The sequence below is a fragment of the Sphingomonas sp. genome (genome assembly GCF_965248875.1).
Lineage (GTDB): Bacteria > Pseudomonadota > Alphaproteobacteria > Sphingomonadales > Sphingomonadaceae > Sphingomonas.
Window position 1 is genome coordinate 1,160,834 of sequence record NZ_CBDFKR010000011.1, and the last position, 15,488, is coordinate 1,176,321.

Sequence of the window (15,488 nt, forward strand, 5' to 3'; positions counted from 1 at the left end):
CTTCCATGTCCGTCACCATCCGCCCGATATCCTCCAAGGCTGACCGCAAGGCGTTCGTCGACCTGCCCTTCCGCCTCTATCGGGACGATTCCAATTGGGTGCCGCCGCTAAAGGGCGAGGCGCTCGGCCTCATCACGCCCGAGAAGAACGGCTGGTACTCGCACGCCCGGGCACAGCTGTTCCTCGCCGAGGAAGAAGGGCGCGTTGTTGGACGCATTTCCGCCCATATCGACACGCTCGCGCTGACCATGCCGCCCGAGCGCGGCTTCGGCCCCGGCGTCGGCCAATGGGGGCTGATGGAGGCCGAGCGGCAGGATGTCTTCGCCGCCCTGCTCGCCGCCGCCGAGGGCTGGCTGCGCGAAGAGGGCATGACCCGTGCGCTCGGGCCGATCTCGCAGTCGATCTGGGAAGAGCCGGGGCTGCTGATCGAGGGCTTCGACCACGCGCCGACGATCATGATGGGGCATGCCAAGCCCGCCTATCGCGGCTGGATCGAGGGCGCGGGCTATACGCCGGTGAAGCAGATGCTCACCTACGACCTCGACATCACCCAGGAGTTTCCGAAGATCGTCAAGCGGATCATCAAGTCGGGCGAGGCCAACCCCCGCATCCGCATCCGCAACGTCGACAAGAGGAAGTTCGAAGAAGAGGCGGCGATCATTCTTGCCATCCTCAACGACGCCTGGTCGAACAATTGGGGGTTCGTCCCGCTGACCCCGCCCGAGATCAAGGATGTCGGCGTCAAGCTGAAGCCGATCGTCTTCAACGACCTGATCCGCATCGCCGAACTCGACGGCCGTCCGGTCGCGTTCATGATCACGCTGCCCGACCTCAACGAGGCGATCAAGCCGCTCAACGGCTCGCTGCTGCCGTTCGGCTGGGCCAAGCTGCTCATGTGGCTGCGCAAGCCGCGCGTCCGCACGATCCGCGTGCCGCTGATGGGCGTGGTCAAGGAGCTGCAGGCAAGCCGGATGGCGTCGCAGCTCGCTTTCATGATGATCGAGTACATCCGCAAGGCGAGCGTCGATAACTACGGCGCCAGCCGCGGCGAGATCGGCTGGATCCTTGACGACAATCAGGGCATGCGCTCGATCGCCCAGACGATCGAGAGCCGGGTCAACAAGATATATCAGGTGTACGGGCGGGATCTGTAGCGCGATCCCTCACACCGCCGCGCGTCGTATCCAGACTAGAACCGCGCAGCCACCCCGCCATATATCTCGACATCGGGTGACTGCTTGTTCAGCCCCTTAGCCCCGAACACGTCGAACTGCAGGTTCTTGCCCGCCTGCACCGCCAGCGACAGTGCGGCCAGCGCGTGCGTTTCATGTCCGGCGGGGTCGTCGTCGCGCTCCACCTGCCCCTCGCCGGTCAGGGTAAGGGCATTCGTCAGCTTCCATCCCAGCCCGGCGGTAGCACTGTAGGCAAGGTGACGCCCGGCGCCGTCGCCGTCCACCGCTGCGTCGACCTCGGGCGTCGCCTCCAGCTGCAGCGTGTCGCCTATCGAATAGCTGATCGGCAGCAGGACGCCGCCGCCCCAATCGCCCGCCCCGATAGGCTGCCGCCCCACCGGCACCGTTACAAAGGGCAGGATCGCCATCGAAAAGCCGTTGCCGTCAGGGTGCGCTAGGTTTGCCTTGATCCCCAGCGTCACGTCGCCAACGCGGGTTTGCCGATCCACGCTGCCCCCCGACCGCGTGCGATCGATGCCCAGCGGCGTCCAGCCGATCTGTGCCTCGACGGCGCCCGTCAGCCCGATGCGCAGCTTGGTGTCGCCCAGCAGCACCGTGTCCTCGCGATCGCCGCCCTGCCTGGCGAGCGTCCAGTCGGCCAGGCTCGTCTCGATCGACACGTGCCCAACGTCGATGATGCATGGCGGCGTGTTCAAGCCCGGCCGCTCGGGGCAATAATCGCGCGTCTGCGCCAGCGCGGGGCCGGCGATCAGCGCCGCGGCCAGTATCGTCCACTTCGTCATCGCCTTGCCCCTGTCACCGCAACCGCACCCAGGTCGGCGCATGGTCGCTCGCTTTCTCGCGGCCCCGATACGCCTTGTCGACGCCGGCATCGGCCAGCCGGTCGGCGGCCTGCGGACTCAGCAGCAGATGGTCGATGCGGAACCCCGCATCGCGTTGCCACGCGCCCGCCTGATAGTCCCAGAAGGTCCACACCGCGCCGCCCGGATACCGCCAGCGCAGCGCGTCGGTCCAGCCCTGCGCCAGCAGCTGGCGGTACGCCCGGCGCGACTCCGGCTGCATCAGCGCGTCCGCCGCCATCGCGCGCACGCTGAACGTGTCGTCGTCATGCGCGATGACGTTGTAATCGCCCGCCAGCACGACCGGGTGCTCCTCCGCCAGCAGCTGAGCCGCGCGCAGCCGCAGCCGTTCCATCCAGCGCAGCTTGTAGTCGAATTTGGGGCCGGGTTGCGGGTTGCCGTTGGGCAGATAAATCGAGGCGACCGTGAGCCCGCCGACCTCGCATTCCAGATAGCGGCTATGCTCGTCCTCCGGCTCGCCCGCCAGCCCGCGCTGCCGCTCGACCGGCGTGTCGCCGCGCGACAGAACCGCGACGCCGTTGAAGCCCTTTTGTCCATGCCACACCGCCCGATAGCCGGCGTCACGTATCTCGATCTCAGGAAAGGTTTCGTCTGACGACTTCAGCTCCTGCAAGCACACGATTTCAGGCTGCTGTTCGGCTAGATACTCCAGCAGCCGCGGCAGCCGCGCCTTGATGCCGTTGACGTTGTAGGTGACCAGCTTCACGCACGCGCTTCTAGCGGCTGAACGGGCGGCTACAATCCTCCTCTGCAGGGGGAGGATTGGCTATACCGAGAAACTGCTCCCGCACCCGCAACCCGACGCCGCCTGCGGGTTTTCCACCCGGAACGCCGCGCCACCCAGCGACTCAACGAAGTCTACGCGCGCGCCCTCGACCAGGCTGAGGCTGACGCTGTCGACGACCAGCATCACGCCGTCGCAGGTCGCGAGCGTATCGTCGGCGTCGGGCGCGTCGGCCAGCCCGAACTTGTACTGGAACCCCGAACAGCCGCCGCCGTCTACCGACAGCCGCAGGATCGCGGGCTTGCCCTGCCGCGACGCGATCGCCGCGACGCGGGCGGCGGCGGAGGGGGATAGCTCGAGGCCGTTACTCATCCGGACAAGGTAGGCGGTGCGGCACGTTCTCGCCAGCCCTCTCCGCTTCTGCGAGTCGGGAGGGCCCCGCGCAGTGAGTTGGCCGTGAGAGTCTTGAGTGTAGCGGCGCCGCGGCGAAGCCGTGTCGTGCGTCGGACCGGGTTCAGCTACGCCGCCCCGCGGCCGGGCTTGCGGGTCTCGGGACAGCGCCTGCGCTGCTCACGTGCGCGCTGCGCCTAATCCTGTGGCGCGGGGGCCGTCGTATCCACCGGCACCACGCGCGCCGCATCGCTGGTCGCCGCCGTCGCGAAGTCCGCCGTGGTCAGGAACGGCACGGGATTGACGGCATGGCCATCGATCCGCACCTCATAATGCAGGTGCGACCCCGTCGAGCGCCCGGTCGAGCCCATCAGCGCGATCAGCTGGCCGCGGACGACGTGCGAACCCGGCTCGACCAGGATACGGCTGAGATGGCCGTAGCGCGTCGCGATGCCCTTGCCATGGTCGAGCTCGACCAGATTGCCATAGCCGCCCATCCGCTCGGCATGCGCCACCGTGCCGTCGGCGGTCGCATAGATCGGCGTGCCGATCGCGCCGGGGATGTCGACGCCGGCATGCATCCGCGCGGTGCCCTGGAACGGATCGGAGCGGATGCCGAAATTGGAGGTGAAGTTCAACCGGTCGACCGGTTGCGTCGAGGGGATCGCGATCGCGGCGACACCCGGCGTGTCGAGCCGCTTCCACGCCGCGAAGGCGCTGCGCACCTGGCTGTCACTCGCCGAGCCTGCGGTGTGGGTCTCGATCGCCGCCGCGGCGACCCCCGCAACGGTGGCGGCACCGCTATTGTCGTTGAGGTCGCGCGCCTGGACGGTGGTGGCGAAGAGCCCGGTCACCATCGCCCCGATCACTACAAGCTTCATGCGCTGTCCCGCCCGATCCGGCTGCGTGCGCCCTGAAAGCGACCACAGCGTTTCCAACCACTTCCAAGCTGCAGCCCCCGCCGCGTCTTGATGGCCAAGGTCTGACCCGGCGTGGAAATCGACACAACTCACAAATAGTTAATGCGAGACGGGCTGGGCGAACCCCGCGACGAACGGTTCATCGAGCGACGAAGCGAAGCCGGGATCGTGGCGTTTGGCACGATTGCATGTCCCCGCCTTGCCCACCCGCCACGCAACGGGCATCGTTGCTGCATCAGCGGTCCGCGAAAGAGCCAGGCATGACAACGGCAAAAGGGGAGACGTTCGACACACATGCAGCGGAGCCCCGTCGGACGCACAAGACCGCCTGCATCATCGGCGCGGGCTGCTCCGGCTTCACCACCGCCAAGCGGCTGCGCGATCAAGGTGTCTCGTTCGATTGTTTCGAGATGTCGGACGATGTCGGCGGCAACTGGTATTTCGCCAACCCCAACGGCCTCAGCGCCTGCTACCAGTCGCTCCATATCGACACCTCAAAATGGCGGCTGGCCTTCGAGGATTATCCGGTCCCGGCCGAGTGGCCCGATTTCCCCAGTCACGCCCAGCTGCACCGCTATTTCCGCGACTATGTCGACCATTTCGGCCTGCGCGACGCGATCACCTTCAATACCGCCGTAACCAGCGCGGAGCGGCTGACGGGCGGGGGCTGGGGGGTGACATTGTCAACCGGCGAGATGCGCGATTACGACACGCTGTTCGTGTGCAACGGCCATCACTGGGACCCGAAGATCCCGGATTACCCGGGGCGCTTCGACGGCCCGCATTTCCATGCGCACGATTACCGCACGCCTTACGACCCGGTCGATTTGCGCGGGCTGAACGTGGTTGTCGTCGGCATGGGCAACTCGGCGATGGACATCGCCAGTGAGCTGTCGCAGCGCCACCTCGCAAAGACGCTATTCGTCTCCGCGCGACGTGGCGTGTGGGTGCTGCCCAAGATGGTCGCCGGCAAGCCGCTCGACAAAGCCGGGGTGCCCCACTGGATGCCGCGCAAGCTCGGCCGGGCGCTGGCCCGGCGCGCAGTCCGCAAGCTGGTCGGGCGGATGGAGGATTACGGCCTCCCCGCCCCGGATCACCGCCCGCTGGAGGGGCACCCCAGCGTCTCCGGCGAGTTCCTGACCCGCGCCAGCTGCGGCGACGTCAGGATGAAGCCGGCCATTGCCGAGCTCGACGGGTACAACGTCCGCTTCGCCGACGGCAGCGTCGAGCAGGTCGACGCGATCATCTACGCGACCGGCTACCGGATCAGCTTCCCTTTCTTTACCGATCCCGCGCTGAAGCCGGACGCCGACAATCGCTTCCCGCTGTTCAAGCGCATGGTCATTCCCGGGATCGACGACCTGTTCTTCATGGGGCTGGCGCAGGCGCTGCCGACGCTGGTCAACCTCGCCGAACAACAAGCGAAGCTGGCCGCGGCGGCGGTCGCCGGGGACTATGTCCTGCCGTCGGTCGAGGAGATGCGCCGCATCACCGCGGCCGACGAGGCCACCGAACTCGACGGCTATTACGCCTCCACCCGCCACACCATCCAGGTCGATTTCGTCCGCTATGTCGCTGGCCTGAAGAAGGAGATCGCCCGCGGGGAGGCGCGCGCCCGCATGCGGGCCAGAGCGGCCGCATGACCGCGGAGCGCAGCCTGCGCAGCGTCTTCATCTCCGGCGGCGCGTCGGGCATCGGCCTCGCCGCCGCGCGCCGCTTCCGGCGGGAGGGCTGGACCGTCGGCATCGGCGATGTCGACGCGTCCGGCATGGCGCGGGCCGCCGCCGAGCTGGACCTGTGGACCGCACCGCTCGACGTCCGCGACCGCGATCAGTGGCGCGCGGCGCTCGCCGGCTTCGTCGCTCACACCCGCGGCCGCCTGGACCTGCTCGTCAACAACGCCGGCATCTGCCGCTACGGCCTGTTCGAGGAGGTCAGCCCGACGGAATCGGACGATCAGGTCGACATCAACGTCAAGGGCGTCATCAACGGCGCCTACGCCGCCCTACCGCACCTGAAGGCGACGGGCGGCAGCCGCCTCGTCAACATCGCGTCCTGCGCGGGGCTGGTCGGCTCGCCCGGGCTGGCGGTTTACAGCGCCACCAAGTTCGCGGTCCGCGGCCTCAGCGAGGCGCTCGACATCGAGTTTGCCCGGCATGGCGTCGCGGTCGCCTGCGTGATGCCGTGGTTCGTCGACACGCCGATCCTCGACTCGGGCTCATCGGGCACCAACAAGACGATCCGCGACGCGATCGGCAATTCCCCAGTCTACACCGCCGACGAAGCCGCCGACGTGATCTGGCGGGCAGCGCGCGGCGGCGAGCGCGATTATGTGGTCGGCAAGGCGGCCAGGCGGCTACGCTTCCTCAGCCGCTTCGCGCCGGGCATGCTGCGCCGGCGCCTGAAGCGCGCGATGGCGACGCGCTGAAAGACGGCGAGGCGGCTCGGCGGGCCCCCTTCCCCCTCCCCCACCCCGCTGCTAAGACCCCGCGCAAGCCCGCTTTCCCGCCGCGCGCGCGCCTTTCCGGCTTGCCGTCGCGGCTGCCCTTGAAAGGACCCCCATGACCGCGATCGGCCACGACACCCTCGGCGCCCGCGCCACGCTACAGGCCGGCGGCAAGTCCTACGACTATTTCTCGCTCGCCACCGCCGCGGCGAAGTACGGCAACATCGACCGGCTCCCCTTCTCGATGAAGGTGCTGCTGGAAAACATGCTCCGCTTCGAGGACGGCACGACCGTGACCGCGGCGGACGTGCAGGCGATCGTCGACTGGCAGGCCGAGCGCCGCTCCGACCGCGAGATCCAATACCGCCCGGCGCGCGTGCTGATGCAGGATTTCACCGGCGTGCCGTGCGTGGTCGACATGGCGGCGATGCGCGACGCGATCACGAAGCTCGGCGGTGACGCGGCGAAGATCAACCCGCAGGTGCCGGTCCACCTCGTTATCGACCACTCGGTCATGGTCGACGAGTTCGGCACCCCCAAGGCGTTCGAGCAGAATGTCGAGATCGAGTACGCCCGCAACATCGAACGCTACGAGTTCCTGAAATGGGGATCGAAGGCGCTCGACAATTTCCAGGTCGTGCCGCCGGGCACCGGCATCTGTCATCAGGTTAACCTGGAATATATCGGCCAGGCCGTCTGGTCGTCCGCCGCCGTAGGACAGAATGGGGACGGCGCGACGATCGCCTATCCCGACACGCTGGTCGGCACCGACAGCCACACGACGATGATCAATGGGCTGGGCGTGCTCGGCTGGGGCGTCGGCGGGATCGAGGCGGAGGCGGCGATGCTCGGCCAGCCTGTGTCGATGCTGATCCCCGAGGTCGTCGGCTTCAAGCTGACCGGCCAGTTGGCGGAGGGGATCACCGCCACCGACCTGGTGCTCACCGTCACGCAGATGCTGCGCGCCAAGGGCGTGGTCGGCCGCTTCGTCGAGTTCTACGGCCCCGGGCTCGACCACATGACGCTGGCCGACCGCGCAACGATCGCCAACATGGCGCCGGAATATGGCGCGACCTGCGGCTTCTTCCCGATCGACGACCGCACCATCGACTATCTGACGCTGACGGCCCGCCCGGCCGAAACGATCGCGCTGGTCGAGGCCTATGCCAAGGCGCAGGGACTGTGGCGCCACGCCGGCACGCCCGATCCCGTCTTTACCGACACGCTGGAACTCGACATGGGCAGCGTCGTGCCCAGCCTCGCCGGGCCGAAGCGCCCGCAGGACAAGGTTGCGCTGTCGAGCGTCGACGACGTGTTCAACGCCGACCTCGCCAAGGTCTATCACAAGGATCATGCCGAGCGTTGCGACGTCGAGGGCGCCGATTATCAGGTCGGCGACGGCGACGTGGTGATCGCCGCGATCACCAGCTGCACCAACACCTCAAACCCGTCCGTGCTGGTCGCCGCCGGGCTGGTCGCCCGCAAGGCGCGCGCGAAGGGGCTGAAGCCCAAGCCCTGGGTCAAGACCTCGCTGGCGCCGGGGTCGCAGGTGGTGACCGATTATCTCGACAAGGCGGGGCTGACCGCCGACCTCGACGCGCTGGGGTTCAACCTGGTCGGCTATGGCTGCACGACCTGCATCGGCAATTCCGGGCCGCTGCCCGCGCCGATCTCCGCCGCGATCAACGAGAACGACCTGGTCGCCGTCAGCGTGCTCAGCGGCAACCGCAATTTCGAGGGGCGCGTGTCGCCCGACGTGCGCGCCAACTTCCTCGCCTCGCCGCCGCTGGTCGTCGCCTATGCGCTGAAGGGGACCGTCACGGAGGATATGACCACCTCCCCGATCGGCCAGGGGTCGGACGGCGGCGACGTGTTCCTGAAGGACATCTGGCCGTCGAACGACGAGGTCGCGACCGTGATGGCGTCGAACATCGACGCGGGCATGTTCCGTAACCGCTACGGCAACGTCTATCAGGGCGACGGGCATTGGCGCGGGATCGTCGTCGAAGGCTCGGACACCTATAGCTGGCGCGCCGGGTCGACCTACATCGCCAACCCGCCTTATTTCGACGGCATGGAGATGACGCCGCGCCCGGTCGAGGACATCGTCGACGCGCGCCCGCTCGCGATCCTGGGCGATTCGATCACCACTGACCACATCTCGCCCGCCGGCTCGATCAAGGCGGACAGCCCTGCAGGGACGTGGCTGCAGGAGCGGCAGGTCAGCCGCGCCGACTTCAACAGCTATGGCGCGCGGCGCGGCAATGACAATGTGATGGTCCGCGGCACCTTTGCCAACATCCGCATCAGGAACGAGATGGTGCCGGGCGTTGAGGGGGGCATGTCGCGCCATGGTGGCGAGGTGATGCCGATCTACGATGCCGCGATGCGCTACAAGGCCGATGGCGTGCCGCTGGTGGTGGTGGCGGGGCTAGAATACGGCACCGGCTCGTCGCGCGACTGGGCGGCGAAGGGAACGAACCTGCTCGGCATCCGTGCGGTGATCGCCGAAAGCTTTGAGCGCATCCACCGCTCGAACCTGGTCGGGATGGGCGTGCTGCCGCTCCAGTTCGCCGAGGGCGTCACCCGCAAGACGCTGGCGCTCGACGGATCGGAGACCTTCACGATCACGGGCGTCGCCGGGCTGCGTCCGCGCCAGCAGGTCGAGGTGACGCTGACCCGCGGCGACGGATCGAGCGAGACCTTCGCGACGCGCTGCCGGATCGACACCGTCAACGAGCTGGAATATTTCCTCAACGGCGGTATCCTCCAGTACGTGCTGCGCAAGCTGGCGGCGTGAGACAAACGGCCCTCGCCATGGGGGCGGTGGTGCTCAGCGCCGCCGCGCCTGCCCCGATCGGCGGCCGGTGGATGACGACGGGCGGTCAGGCGATCGTGGAGATCGCGCCGTGTGCAGGCGGCGGGGCCTGGTGCGGCCGCATCATCCGGGTGCTGCGGCCGAGGCCCGGTGGTCCGGCGATCGATTCCAGCAACCCCGACCCCGCGTTGCGCACGCGCCCGATGGAGGGGCTCGCCATCCTGTTCGACATGCGAGAGAATGCCGATCGCTGGCGTGGGCGGATCTACGATCCCCAAAGTGGTCGCACCTATCGGGCGGAGCTGAGCCGCAGAGGCGAAGCGCTGGCGGTCACGGGGTGCTGGGGCATCTTCTGCCGGACTCAGCAGTGGAGCGCGCTGTCGCACTGACCAAAAATCGGGGCGGCTCCGGGATGGAACCGCCCCGCAGTTCGGGGAGAGCCGCCGCGAGGGGATTGCGGCGGCAACCGCCTCCATGGTCGCCTAGTGTTGCGGTTGTGTGTCTGGCTGTTGCAAACGGCCGATCCGGGGGCGCGCATAACCGAAATACAGCAGCAGCCCGATGGTGTTCCAGATCAGGAAAGCCCATTGTGTCACCGTCTGCAGGCTGGTGAACAGATACAGGCACCCCCCGATCGCCGCCGGCGCGATCAGCCAGACCAGCGGTACGCGGAACGGCCGCGCCGCATCGGGCGCGCGGCGGCGCTGCACCAGCACGCTGGCCGCGACCGCGACGAACGCCGCCAGCGTCCCCGCATTGGCGAGGCTGGCGATCACGTCCAGCGGCGTCAGCGCGGCGATCACAGCGACCAGCGTCGCCGTCACCGCCGTCACCCGGGCCGGCGTGCCGCGACGCGAAAGCACGGCGAGCTGCGGCGGCAGGAAGCCGTCGCGCGCCATGACCAGAAAGATCCGGCTCTGTCCGTAGAGGAAGCCCAGGATCACCGTCGGCAGTGCGATCGCGGCGGCGGCGGCAATCACGGTCGCGACGTGCTTCTGCCCCAGGCTGCGCAGGATCATCGCCAGCGGCTCGGACGAGTTGGCGAACCGCGCGAACGGCGCTGCGCCGACCGCGGCCGCGGCGACCAGGAGGTAGATCACGGTGCACGCCGCCATCGACCCGACAATGCCGATCGCCAGGTCGCGCTCCGGCCGCTTGGTCTCTTCCGCCGCGGTCGAGATCGCGTCGAAGCCGTAAAAGGCGAAGAAGATGATCGCGGCCGCCGCCATCACCCCGCTCTTGACCATCGCCCCCGACTGCGCGTCGCAGTGCACACCCGCGCTGCCGTACCCGAACGGCGCGAACGGGCGCAGGTTGGCCGCATCGAAATGGGGTAACGCTACTATTACGAACAGGGCCAAGGTCACGATTTTCAGGATCACCAGCGCGGTGTTCACCCGCGCGCTCTCCCGCGTCCCCAGCGTCAGCAGCCCGGCGACCAACGCGATGATGACCACCGCCGGCAGGTTGATCCCGAACGCCGCCGCCCTGGCGACGCCGGTGCAGGCATGCCCGGCAAAGGTCGGCCCGTGGGTCAGCGCGTCGGGCAGCGTCACCCCGATCCCCTTCAGCACGCCCACCGCATAGCCCGACCAGCCGACCGCCACGGTCGACACCACCAGCGAATATTCGAGGATCAGCGACCAGCCGATCACCCAGGCGATCACCTCTCCCAGCACGACATAGCTGTAGGTATAGGCGCTGCCCGAGGCGGGGATCATCGTCGCCATCTCGGCATAGGCCAGCGCCGCGCACGCACAGATCGCCCCGGCGACGACGAACGACACCAGCACCGCCGGCCCCGCTCGGTCGGCCCCGACGCCGATCAGCGTCAGGATACCGGTGCCGACGATCGACCCCACGCCGAGCGCCATGAGGTGCGGCCACGACAGCGTCCGCGCGAGCTGCCGCCCGGCGGGCTGCGCGGTCAGGACCTTGCGGCGGAATAGACTCATGCTGCTCCTTCCCCTTCAGGGGAGGCCTTCCTTACCTCACCACACATGCACCCGCGCGCTGGGAGCGAGATACTGATGCTCGCCCGGCTGGACATTGAACGCACCATACCAGCCGTCGAGGTTGCGCACCGTCTCCACCCGCCACATCGCCGGCGCATGGACATCGGTCGCGATCCGGCCGCGGAGCGCGCGTTCGCGCATCTTGGTCCGCCAGCTCTGCGCGAAGGCGAGAAAGAAGCGCTGATCGCCGGTCAGCCCGTCGATCACGGGCGCCGGCCGCCCGCCGAGCGAGGCGTTGTACGCTTCGTATGACGCGGTCAGCCCGGCCACGTCGGCGATGTTCTCGCCCAGCTCCTGCTCGCCGTTGAGGTGGAGCCCGGGCAGCGCCTCATAGGCGCTGAACTGATCGGCGAGCGCCCGCCCCGCCGCCTCGAACCGGGCCAGGTCCGACGGCGTCCACCAATTGTGCAGCCGCCCGGTCGAGTCGAAATCCGCGCCCAGATTGTCGAAGCTGTGGCTGATCTCGTGCCCGATGACGGCGCCGATCGCGCCGTAATTAGCGGCAGGATCGAACCGCGCGTCGAAATAGGGCGTCTCCAGGATCGCCGCCGGGAAATTGAGCGCGTTCTGAAGCGGCAGGTTGACCGCGTTCACCGTCTGCGGCGTCATCCACCATTCGCCGCGATCGACCGGCCGGCCGAGCTTGGCGAGGTGATAGCGGTACAGCGACTGCCGCGCCCGCAGCTGGTTGCCGACCGGATCGTCGCGCCGCACCGCGAAGGCGGGGTAGTTCCACCAATGATCGGGATAGCCGACGCCGACCTGCAGCACCTGCAGCTTGCGCCGCGCCTCCGCCTTGGTCGCGGGCGCCATCCAGTCGAGCCCGGCGATGCGGTGATCGAAGGCGGCCACAATATTGCGCACCATCTGCTGGATCTCGGCCTTGGACGACGCCGGAAAATAGCGCGCGGCGTAGATCTTGCCGACCTTGTCGCCCAGTGCGCCGTTGACCGCCGCGATCCCGCGCCGCTCGCGCGGCTGTTGCGCGGGCGTGCCCTGCAGCGTGCGGCCGTAGAAGTCGAAGCTCGCCTCGTCGAACGCGCGCGGCAGCACGCCGGTCACCTGGTTGATCTGGTGGAAGGCCAGCCAGTCGCGCCAGCTGTCGAGCGGCTCACTCGCGACCAACGCCGACAGCTTGGCGGTCGCATCAGGTTGCCAGGCGATGAAGCTCTGCTGGCTCGCCGGCACGCCCGTCGCTGTCCAGAACGCCGCCCAGTCGATCCCCGGAGCGTGGGCCGGGAAGTCGGCGCGGGTCCAGGGATTGTCGCCATGGTGCGCGTCCTGGCTGGTGACGATGTCGGTCTGCGCGGTTGCGATCTTCGTCTCCAGCGCGAAGACGCGGTCCGCGCGTGCCGCCGGATCGCTCAGCCCCGACAGCGCGAAGATGCGGCGCAGATACGCCTGATAGGCGGTACGCACCTCGACCATCGCGGGCTGCGTCGACAGATAATAGTCGCGGCTCGGCAGCCCCAGTCCGCCCTGCATCAGGTACGGGACGTTGCGCGTCGGCTGGTTCAGATCCTGGCTGACGAACAGTCCGAACAGATCGCTGGTCGACGCATAGTTGTTGTTGTTGAACGGGTCGGTGTCGGACCGCACCGCCGCGCCGATCGCGCGGGCGAGCGCGTGCCGGTCACCGATCGCGGCGATTTCCGCCAGCATCGGCTGCAGCGGCGTCAGCCCGCGCGCCTCGATCCCGGCGGTGTCGGTATAGGCGGCGTAATAATCGGCGATCAGCCGCTGGTCGGCGCCGGCCGCCGCGTTGGCCGCCGCGGCGCCCTGGATGATCGCGGCGTTGCGGCCTTCCGCCACCCGCCCGACATCAAGCGCGACGCCGGTCGCGGTGCGGTCGGCGGGGATCTCCGCGGTCCGCCGCCACGCGCCGTTGGCGTAGGCGTCGAAGCCGTCGCCGGGCTTCACCGTCGTGTCGATCAGACTTTTGTCGACGCCCGGCAGGACGCCCCTCTGAGCAAGTGCGGCAGTGGCGATGCCCGCCGCGAGCAGGATGACGATACGCTTCATTGAGCAGGAACCCTCTCGTGATGGGGCCCTGCTACACGCGTCCGGTCAGACCGTGAAGCTCTCGCCGCACCCGCACGCGCCGGTGGCATTGGGGTTCTGAAAGGTGAAACCGGCGGTGAAGTCGTCCTCGACCCAATCCATCACCGATCCGACCAGATAGAGGATGGAACCGCCGTCGACGAACAGCGTGCCGCCGGCGGTCTCGATCCGCTCGTCGAATGGTTTGGCGGCGGCGACATAGTCGACCGAATAGGCGAGCCCCGAACAGCCGCGCCGTGGGGTCGACAGCTTGACCCCGATCGCGTCGGCGGGCGCCTTGGCCATCAGATCGGCGATGCGCGCCTCGGCGGAGGCGGTCAGCGTCAGCGCGGCGGGGCGGGGGCGGAGCGTGGTGGCCATCACAGCATCCCCAGTTCGAGCCGCGCCTCGTCCGACATCTTTGCCGGGTCCCAGGGCGGGTCCCACACCAAATTGACCTCCGCGGTCGCGATCCCCGGCACCGCCGACACGCGCAGTTCGACCTCGGCGGGCATCGACTCGGCGACCGGGCAGTGCGGCGTCGTCAACGTCATCGTCACCGCCGCGTGGCCGTCCTCGGTCACGTCGACGCCGTAAATCAGGCCAAGCTCATAGATGTTGACCGGAATTTCGGGGTCGTAGATCTCCTTCAGCGCGTCAATCACCTGCTCGTAGAGCGCGCCGCCGGGCTCGCCGGCCGGCTCGGCCTGCGGCTTCTGCGCGAGGAACCCTTCGAGATAGTCGCGCTTGCGAGCGAACGTGTCCGCCGCGCTCTCGACCTCAACCCGCGCCCGGGGCGGGGATGGCACGCCATCCACCTGATCGACCTCGTAGCTCATCCGAAAACCCTTCTGACCCGCTCGATCCCGGCGACCAGCGCCACAATGTCCTGCGGTCCATTGTACACGCCGAAGCTCGCCCGCGCCGTCGCGTCCACGCCCAGCGCCGCCATCAGCGGCTGCGCGCAATGGTGACCGGCACGGATCGCGACCTTCGCCTCGTCCAGGATGGTGCCGACGTCGTGCGGATGCACCCCCTCGACCGCGAAGGAGACGATGCCGGCCGAGTCCTCCGGCCCGAACAGCCGCACGCTGTTAAGCTGGCCCAGTGCGTCGCGCGTCTGGCGCACAAGCGCGGTCTCGTGCGCATGGATGCGATCGAGCCCGATGTCCTCGACATAGTCGATCGCCGCCGCCAGCCCCAGCGCGCCGACGATGTGCGGCGTGCCCGCCTCGAACCGCGCGGGCGGCGGGGCGTAGGTGGTGCGCTCGAACGACACGCGGTCGATCATCGCCCCCCCGCCCTGCCAAGGCGGCATCGCGTCGAGCAGCTCGGCGCGCGCCCACAGGCACCCGATGCCGGTCGGCCCGTACAGCTTGTGACCGGAGAAGACGTAGAAGTCGCAGCCCAGCGCCTGCACGTCGACCGGCAGCCGCGGCACCGCCTGACACCCGTCGAGCAGCAGCTTCGCGCCGACGCGGTGCGCCAGCGTCGCCGCCCGCTGCGCGTCGAGCACCGAGCCGAGCACGTTCGAGATATGCGCCAGCGCCACCAACCGGTGCCGCGGCGTCAGCATCGCCTCGGCCGCGTCCAGGTCGATGCGGCCGTCGGCGGTCAGCGGCGCGACGTCGATCGCGGCGCCGGCGCGCTCTGCGACCAGCTGCCACGGCACGATATTGCTGTGATGCTCCAGGGTCGAGAGCAGGATGCGATCGCCCGCCTTGAGCTGCGTTCCCGCCCAGCTCTGCGCGACCAGGTTGATCGCCTCGGTCGCGCCGCGGACGAACACGATCTCGTCCGCCGACGCGGCGCCGACGAACCGCGCCACCCGCCGGCGCGCCGCCTCATAGGCCAGCGTCATGTCCGCCGAACGCGCATATACGCCGCGATGCACGGTGGCGTAGGTCGTGTCGTAGCCGCGGGTGATCGCGTCGATTACCGCCTGCGGCTTCTGCGCCGTCGCGGCGGTGTCGAGATAGGACCAGCCCGGCGGGATCGCGGGGAAGTCGGCGACAAGGTCGAGAGCAAGCTCCTCCCCGTTCAAGGGGAGGTGGCGGCCGCGAAGCGGCTGACGGAGGGGGC

At 68.5% G+C, this 15,488-nt stretch carries 14 protein-coding genes; 5 read left to right on the forward strand and 9 right to left on the reverse strand.

Going from position 1 to position 15,488, the window contains the following annotated elements:
- Positions 1–5: 5 nt before the first annotated feature.
- On the forward strand, positions 6–1,154 hold the full coding sequence (locus ACP2AD_RS12860) for an N-acetyltransferase (protein ID WP_425230440.1): 1,149 nt from the start codon (positions 6–8) through the stop codon (positions 1,152–1,154).
- Between the two features lie 35 nt (positions 1,155–1,189).
- Here ACP2AD_RS12860 and ACP2AD_RS12865 read toward each other — a convergent pair whose 3' ends face one another.
- The 4 genes from ACP2AD_RS12865 to ACP2AD_RS12880 form a co-directional block, all read right to left on the reverse strand.
- Entirely contained in the window at positions 1,190–1,975 is a 786-nt protein-coding gene (locus ACP2AD_RS12865; RefSeq protein ID WP_425230441.1) for a transporter, read from the reverse strand.
- Between the two features lie 13 nt (positions 1,976–1,988).
- Positions 1,989–2,759 (reverse strand): exodeoxyribonuclease III, encoded by a 771-nt coding sequence (xth, locus tag ACP2AD_RS12870; protein ID WP_425230442.1) that lies wholly within the window; start codon positions 2,757–2,759, stop codon positions 1,989–1,991.
- A gap of 60 nt (positions 2,760–2,819) precedes the next feature.
- Positions 2,820–3,149 carry a HesB/IscA family protein gene (locus ACP2AD_RS12875; RefSeq protein ID WP_425230443.1) on the reverse strand — a complete coding sequence of 110 codons (330 nt, stop codon included), beginning with the start codon at positions 3,147–3,149 and terminating at the stop codon, positions 2,820–2,822.
- Positions 3,150–3,364: 215 nt separating this feature from the next.
- The gene (locus ACP2AD_RS12880) at positions 3,365–4,048 is read right to left on the reverse strand and encodes a M23 family metallopeptidase (protein WP_425230444.1); all 684 of its coding nucleotides are present in this window, start codon (positions 4,046–4,048) and stop codon (positions 3,365–3,367) included.
- A gap of 299 nt (positions 4,049–4,347) precedes the next feature.
- Between ACP2AD_RS12880 and ACP2AD_RS12885 the strand changes: the two genes are divergently transcribed.
- The 4 genes from ACP2AD_RS12885 to ACP2AD_RS12900 all read left to right on the forward strand — a co-directional run bounded on the left by ACP2AD_RS12885 (position 4,348) and on the right by ACP2AD_RS12900 (position 9,740).
- Positions 4,348–5,730: a flavin-containing monooxygenase gene (locus tag ACP2AD_RS12885; protein ID WP_425230445.1), complete on the forward strand. Its 1,383-nt coding sequence runs from the start codon at positions 4,348–4,350 to the stop codon at positions 5,728–5,730.
- Positions 5,727–6,515, forward strand: coding sequence for an SDR family oxidoreductase (locus ACP2AD_RS12890; RefSeq protein WP_425230446.1), 789 nt, complete (start codon positions 5,727–5,729; stop codon positions 6,513–6,515). Before ACP2AD_RS12885 ends, ACP2AD_RS12890 begins: the two co-directional genes overlap by 4 nt.
- A gap of 133 nt (positions 6,516–6,648) precedes the next feature.
- Positions 6,649–9,333 carry an aconitate hydratase AcnA gene (gene acnA / locus ACP2AD_RS12895; RefSeq protein ID WP_425230447.1) on the forward strand — a complete coding sequence of 895 codons (2,685 nt, stop codon included), beginning with the start codon at positions 6,649–6,651 and terminating at the stop codon, positions 9,331–9,333.
- A complete protein-coding gene (locus ACP2AD_RS12900) occupies positions 9,330–9,740 on the forward strand; it encodes a DUF2147 domain-containing protein (RefSeq protein ID WP_425230448.1) in 411 nt (136 codons plus the stop codon). Before acnA ends, ACP2AD_RS12900 begins: the two co-directional genes overlap by 4 nt.
- Before the next feature lie 93 nt (positions 9,741–9,833).
- On the opposite strand, the gene ACP2AD_RS12905 is transcribed toward ACP2AD_RS12900, so the two are convergent.
- From ACP2AD_RS12905 to ACP2AD_RS12925, 5 genes are read right to left on the reverse strand one after another with little or no spacing between them, the layout of a single operon-like run.
- A complete protein-coding gene (locus tag ACP2AD_RS12905) occupies positions 9,834–11,306 on the reverse strand; it encodes an amino acid permease (RefSeq protein ID WP_425230449.1) in 1,473 nt (490 codons plus the stop codon).
- Positions 11,307–11,342: 36 nt separating this feature from the next.
- The gene (locus tag ACP2AD_RS12910) at positions 11,343–13,388 is read right to left on the reverse strand and encodes a M13 family metallopeptidase (protein ID WP_425230450.1); all 2,046 of its coding nucleotides are present in this window, start codon (positions 13,386–13,388) and stop codon (positions 11,343–11,345) included.
- Between the two features lie 45 nt (positions 13,389–13,433).
- The gene (locus ACP2AD_RS12915; protein ID WP_425230451.1) at positions 13,434–13,787 is read right to left on the reverse strand and encodes a HesB/IscA family protein; all 354 of its coding nucleotides are present in this window, start codon (positions 13,785–13,787) and stop codon (positions 13,434–13,436) included.
- On the reverse strand, positions 13,787–14,245 hold the full coding sequence (locus ACP2AD_RS12920; RefSeq protein WP_425230452.1) for an SUF system Fe-S cluster assembly protein: 459 nt from the start codon (positions 14,243–14,245) through the stop codon (positions 13,787–13,789). The genes ACP2AD_RS12915 and ACP2AD_RS12920 overlap by 1 nt, the downstream gene beginning before the upstream one ends.
- Entirely contained in the window at positions 14,242–15,450 is a 1,209-nt protein-coding gene (locus ACP2AD_RS12925) for a cysteine desulfurase (protein ID WP_425231173.1), read from the reverse strand. Before ACP2AD_RS12925 ends, ACP2AD_RS12920 begins: the two co-directional genes overlap by 4 nt.
- Between the last annotated feature and the right edge of the window lie 38 nt (positions 15,451–15,488).

Coding starts and splice junctions, on each gene's coding strand:
- ACP2AD_RS12860 (WP_425230440.1), top strand. CDS start 6: ATGTCCGTCACCATCCGCCCGATATCCTCCAAGGCTGACCGCAAGGCG.
- ACP2AD_RS12865 (WP_425230441.1), bottom strand. CDS start 1,975: ATGACGAAGTGGACGATACTGGCCGCGGCGCTGATCGCCGGCCCCGCG.
- ACP2AD_RS12875 (WP_425230443.1), bottom strand. CDS start 3,149: ATGAGTAACGGCCTCGAGCTATCCCCCTCCGCCGCCGCCCGCGTCGCG.
- ACP2AD_RS12880 (WP_425230444.1), bottom strand. CDS start 4,048: ATGAAGCTTGTAGTGATCGGGGCGATGGTGACCGGGCTCTTCGCCACC.
- ACP2AD_RS12885 (WP_425230445.1), top strand. CDS start 4,348: ATGACAACGGCAAAAGGGGAGACGTTCGACACACATGCAGCGGAGCCC.
- ACP2AD_RS12890 (WP_425230446.1), top strand. CDS start 5,727: ATGACCGCGGAGCGCAGCCTGCGCAGCGTCTTCATCTCCGGCGGCGCG.
- acnA (WP_425230447.1), top strand. CDS start 6,649: ATGACCGCGATCGGCCACGACACCCTCGGCGCCCGCGCCACGCTACAG.
- ACP2AD_RS12905 (WP_425230449.1), bottom strand. CDS start 11,306: ATGAGTCTATTCCGCCGCAAGGTCCTGACCGCGCAGCCCGCCGGGCGG.
- ACP2AD_RS12910 (WP_425230450.1), bottom strand. CDS start 13,388: ATGAAGCGTATCGTCATCCTGCTCGCGGCGGGCATCGCCACTGCCGCA.
- ACP2AD_RS12915 (WP_425230451.1), bottom strand. CDS start 13,787: ATGGCCACCACGCTCCGCCCCCGCCCCGCCGCGCTGACGCTGACCGCC.
- ACP2AD_RS12920 (WP_425230452.1), bottom strand. CDS start 14,245: ATGAGCTACGAGGTCGATCAGGTGGATGGCGTGCCATCCCCGCCCCGG.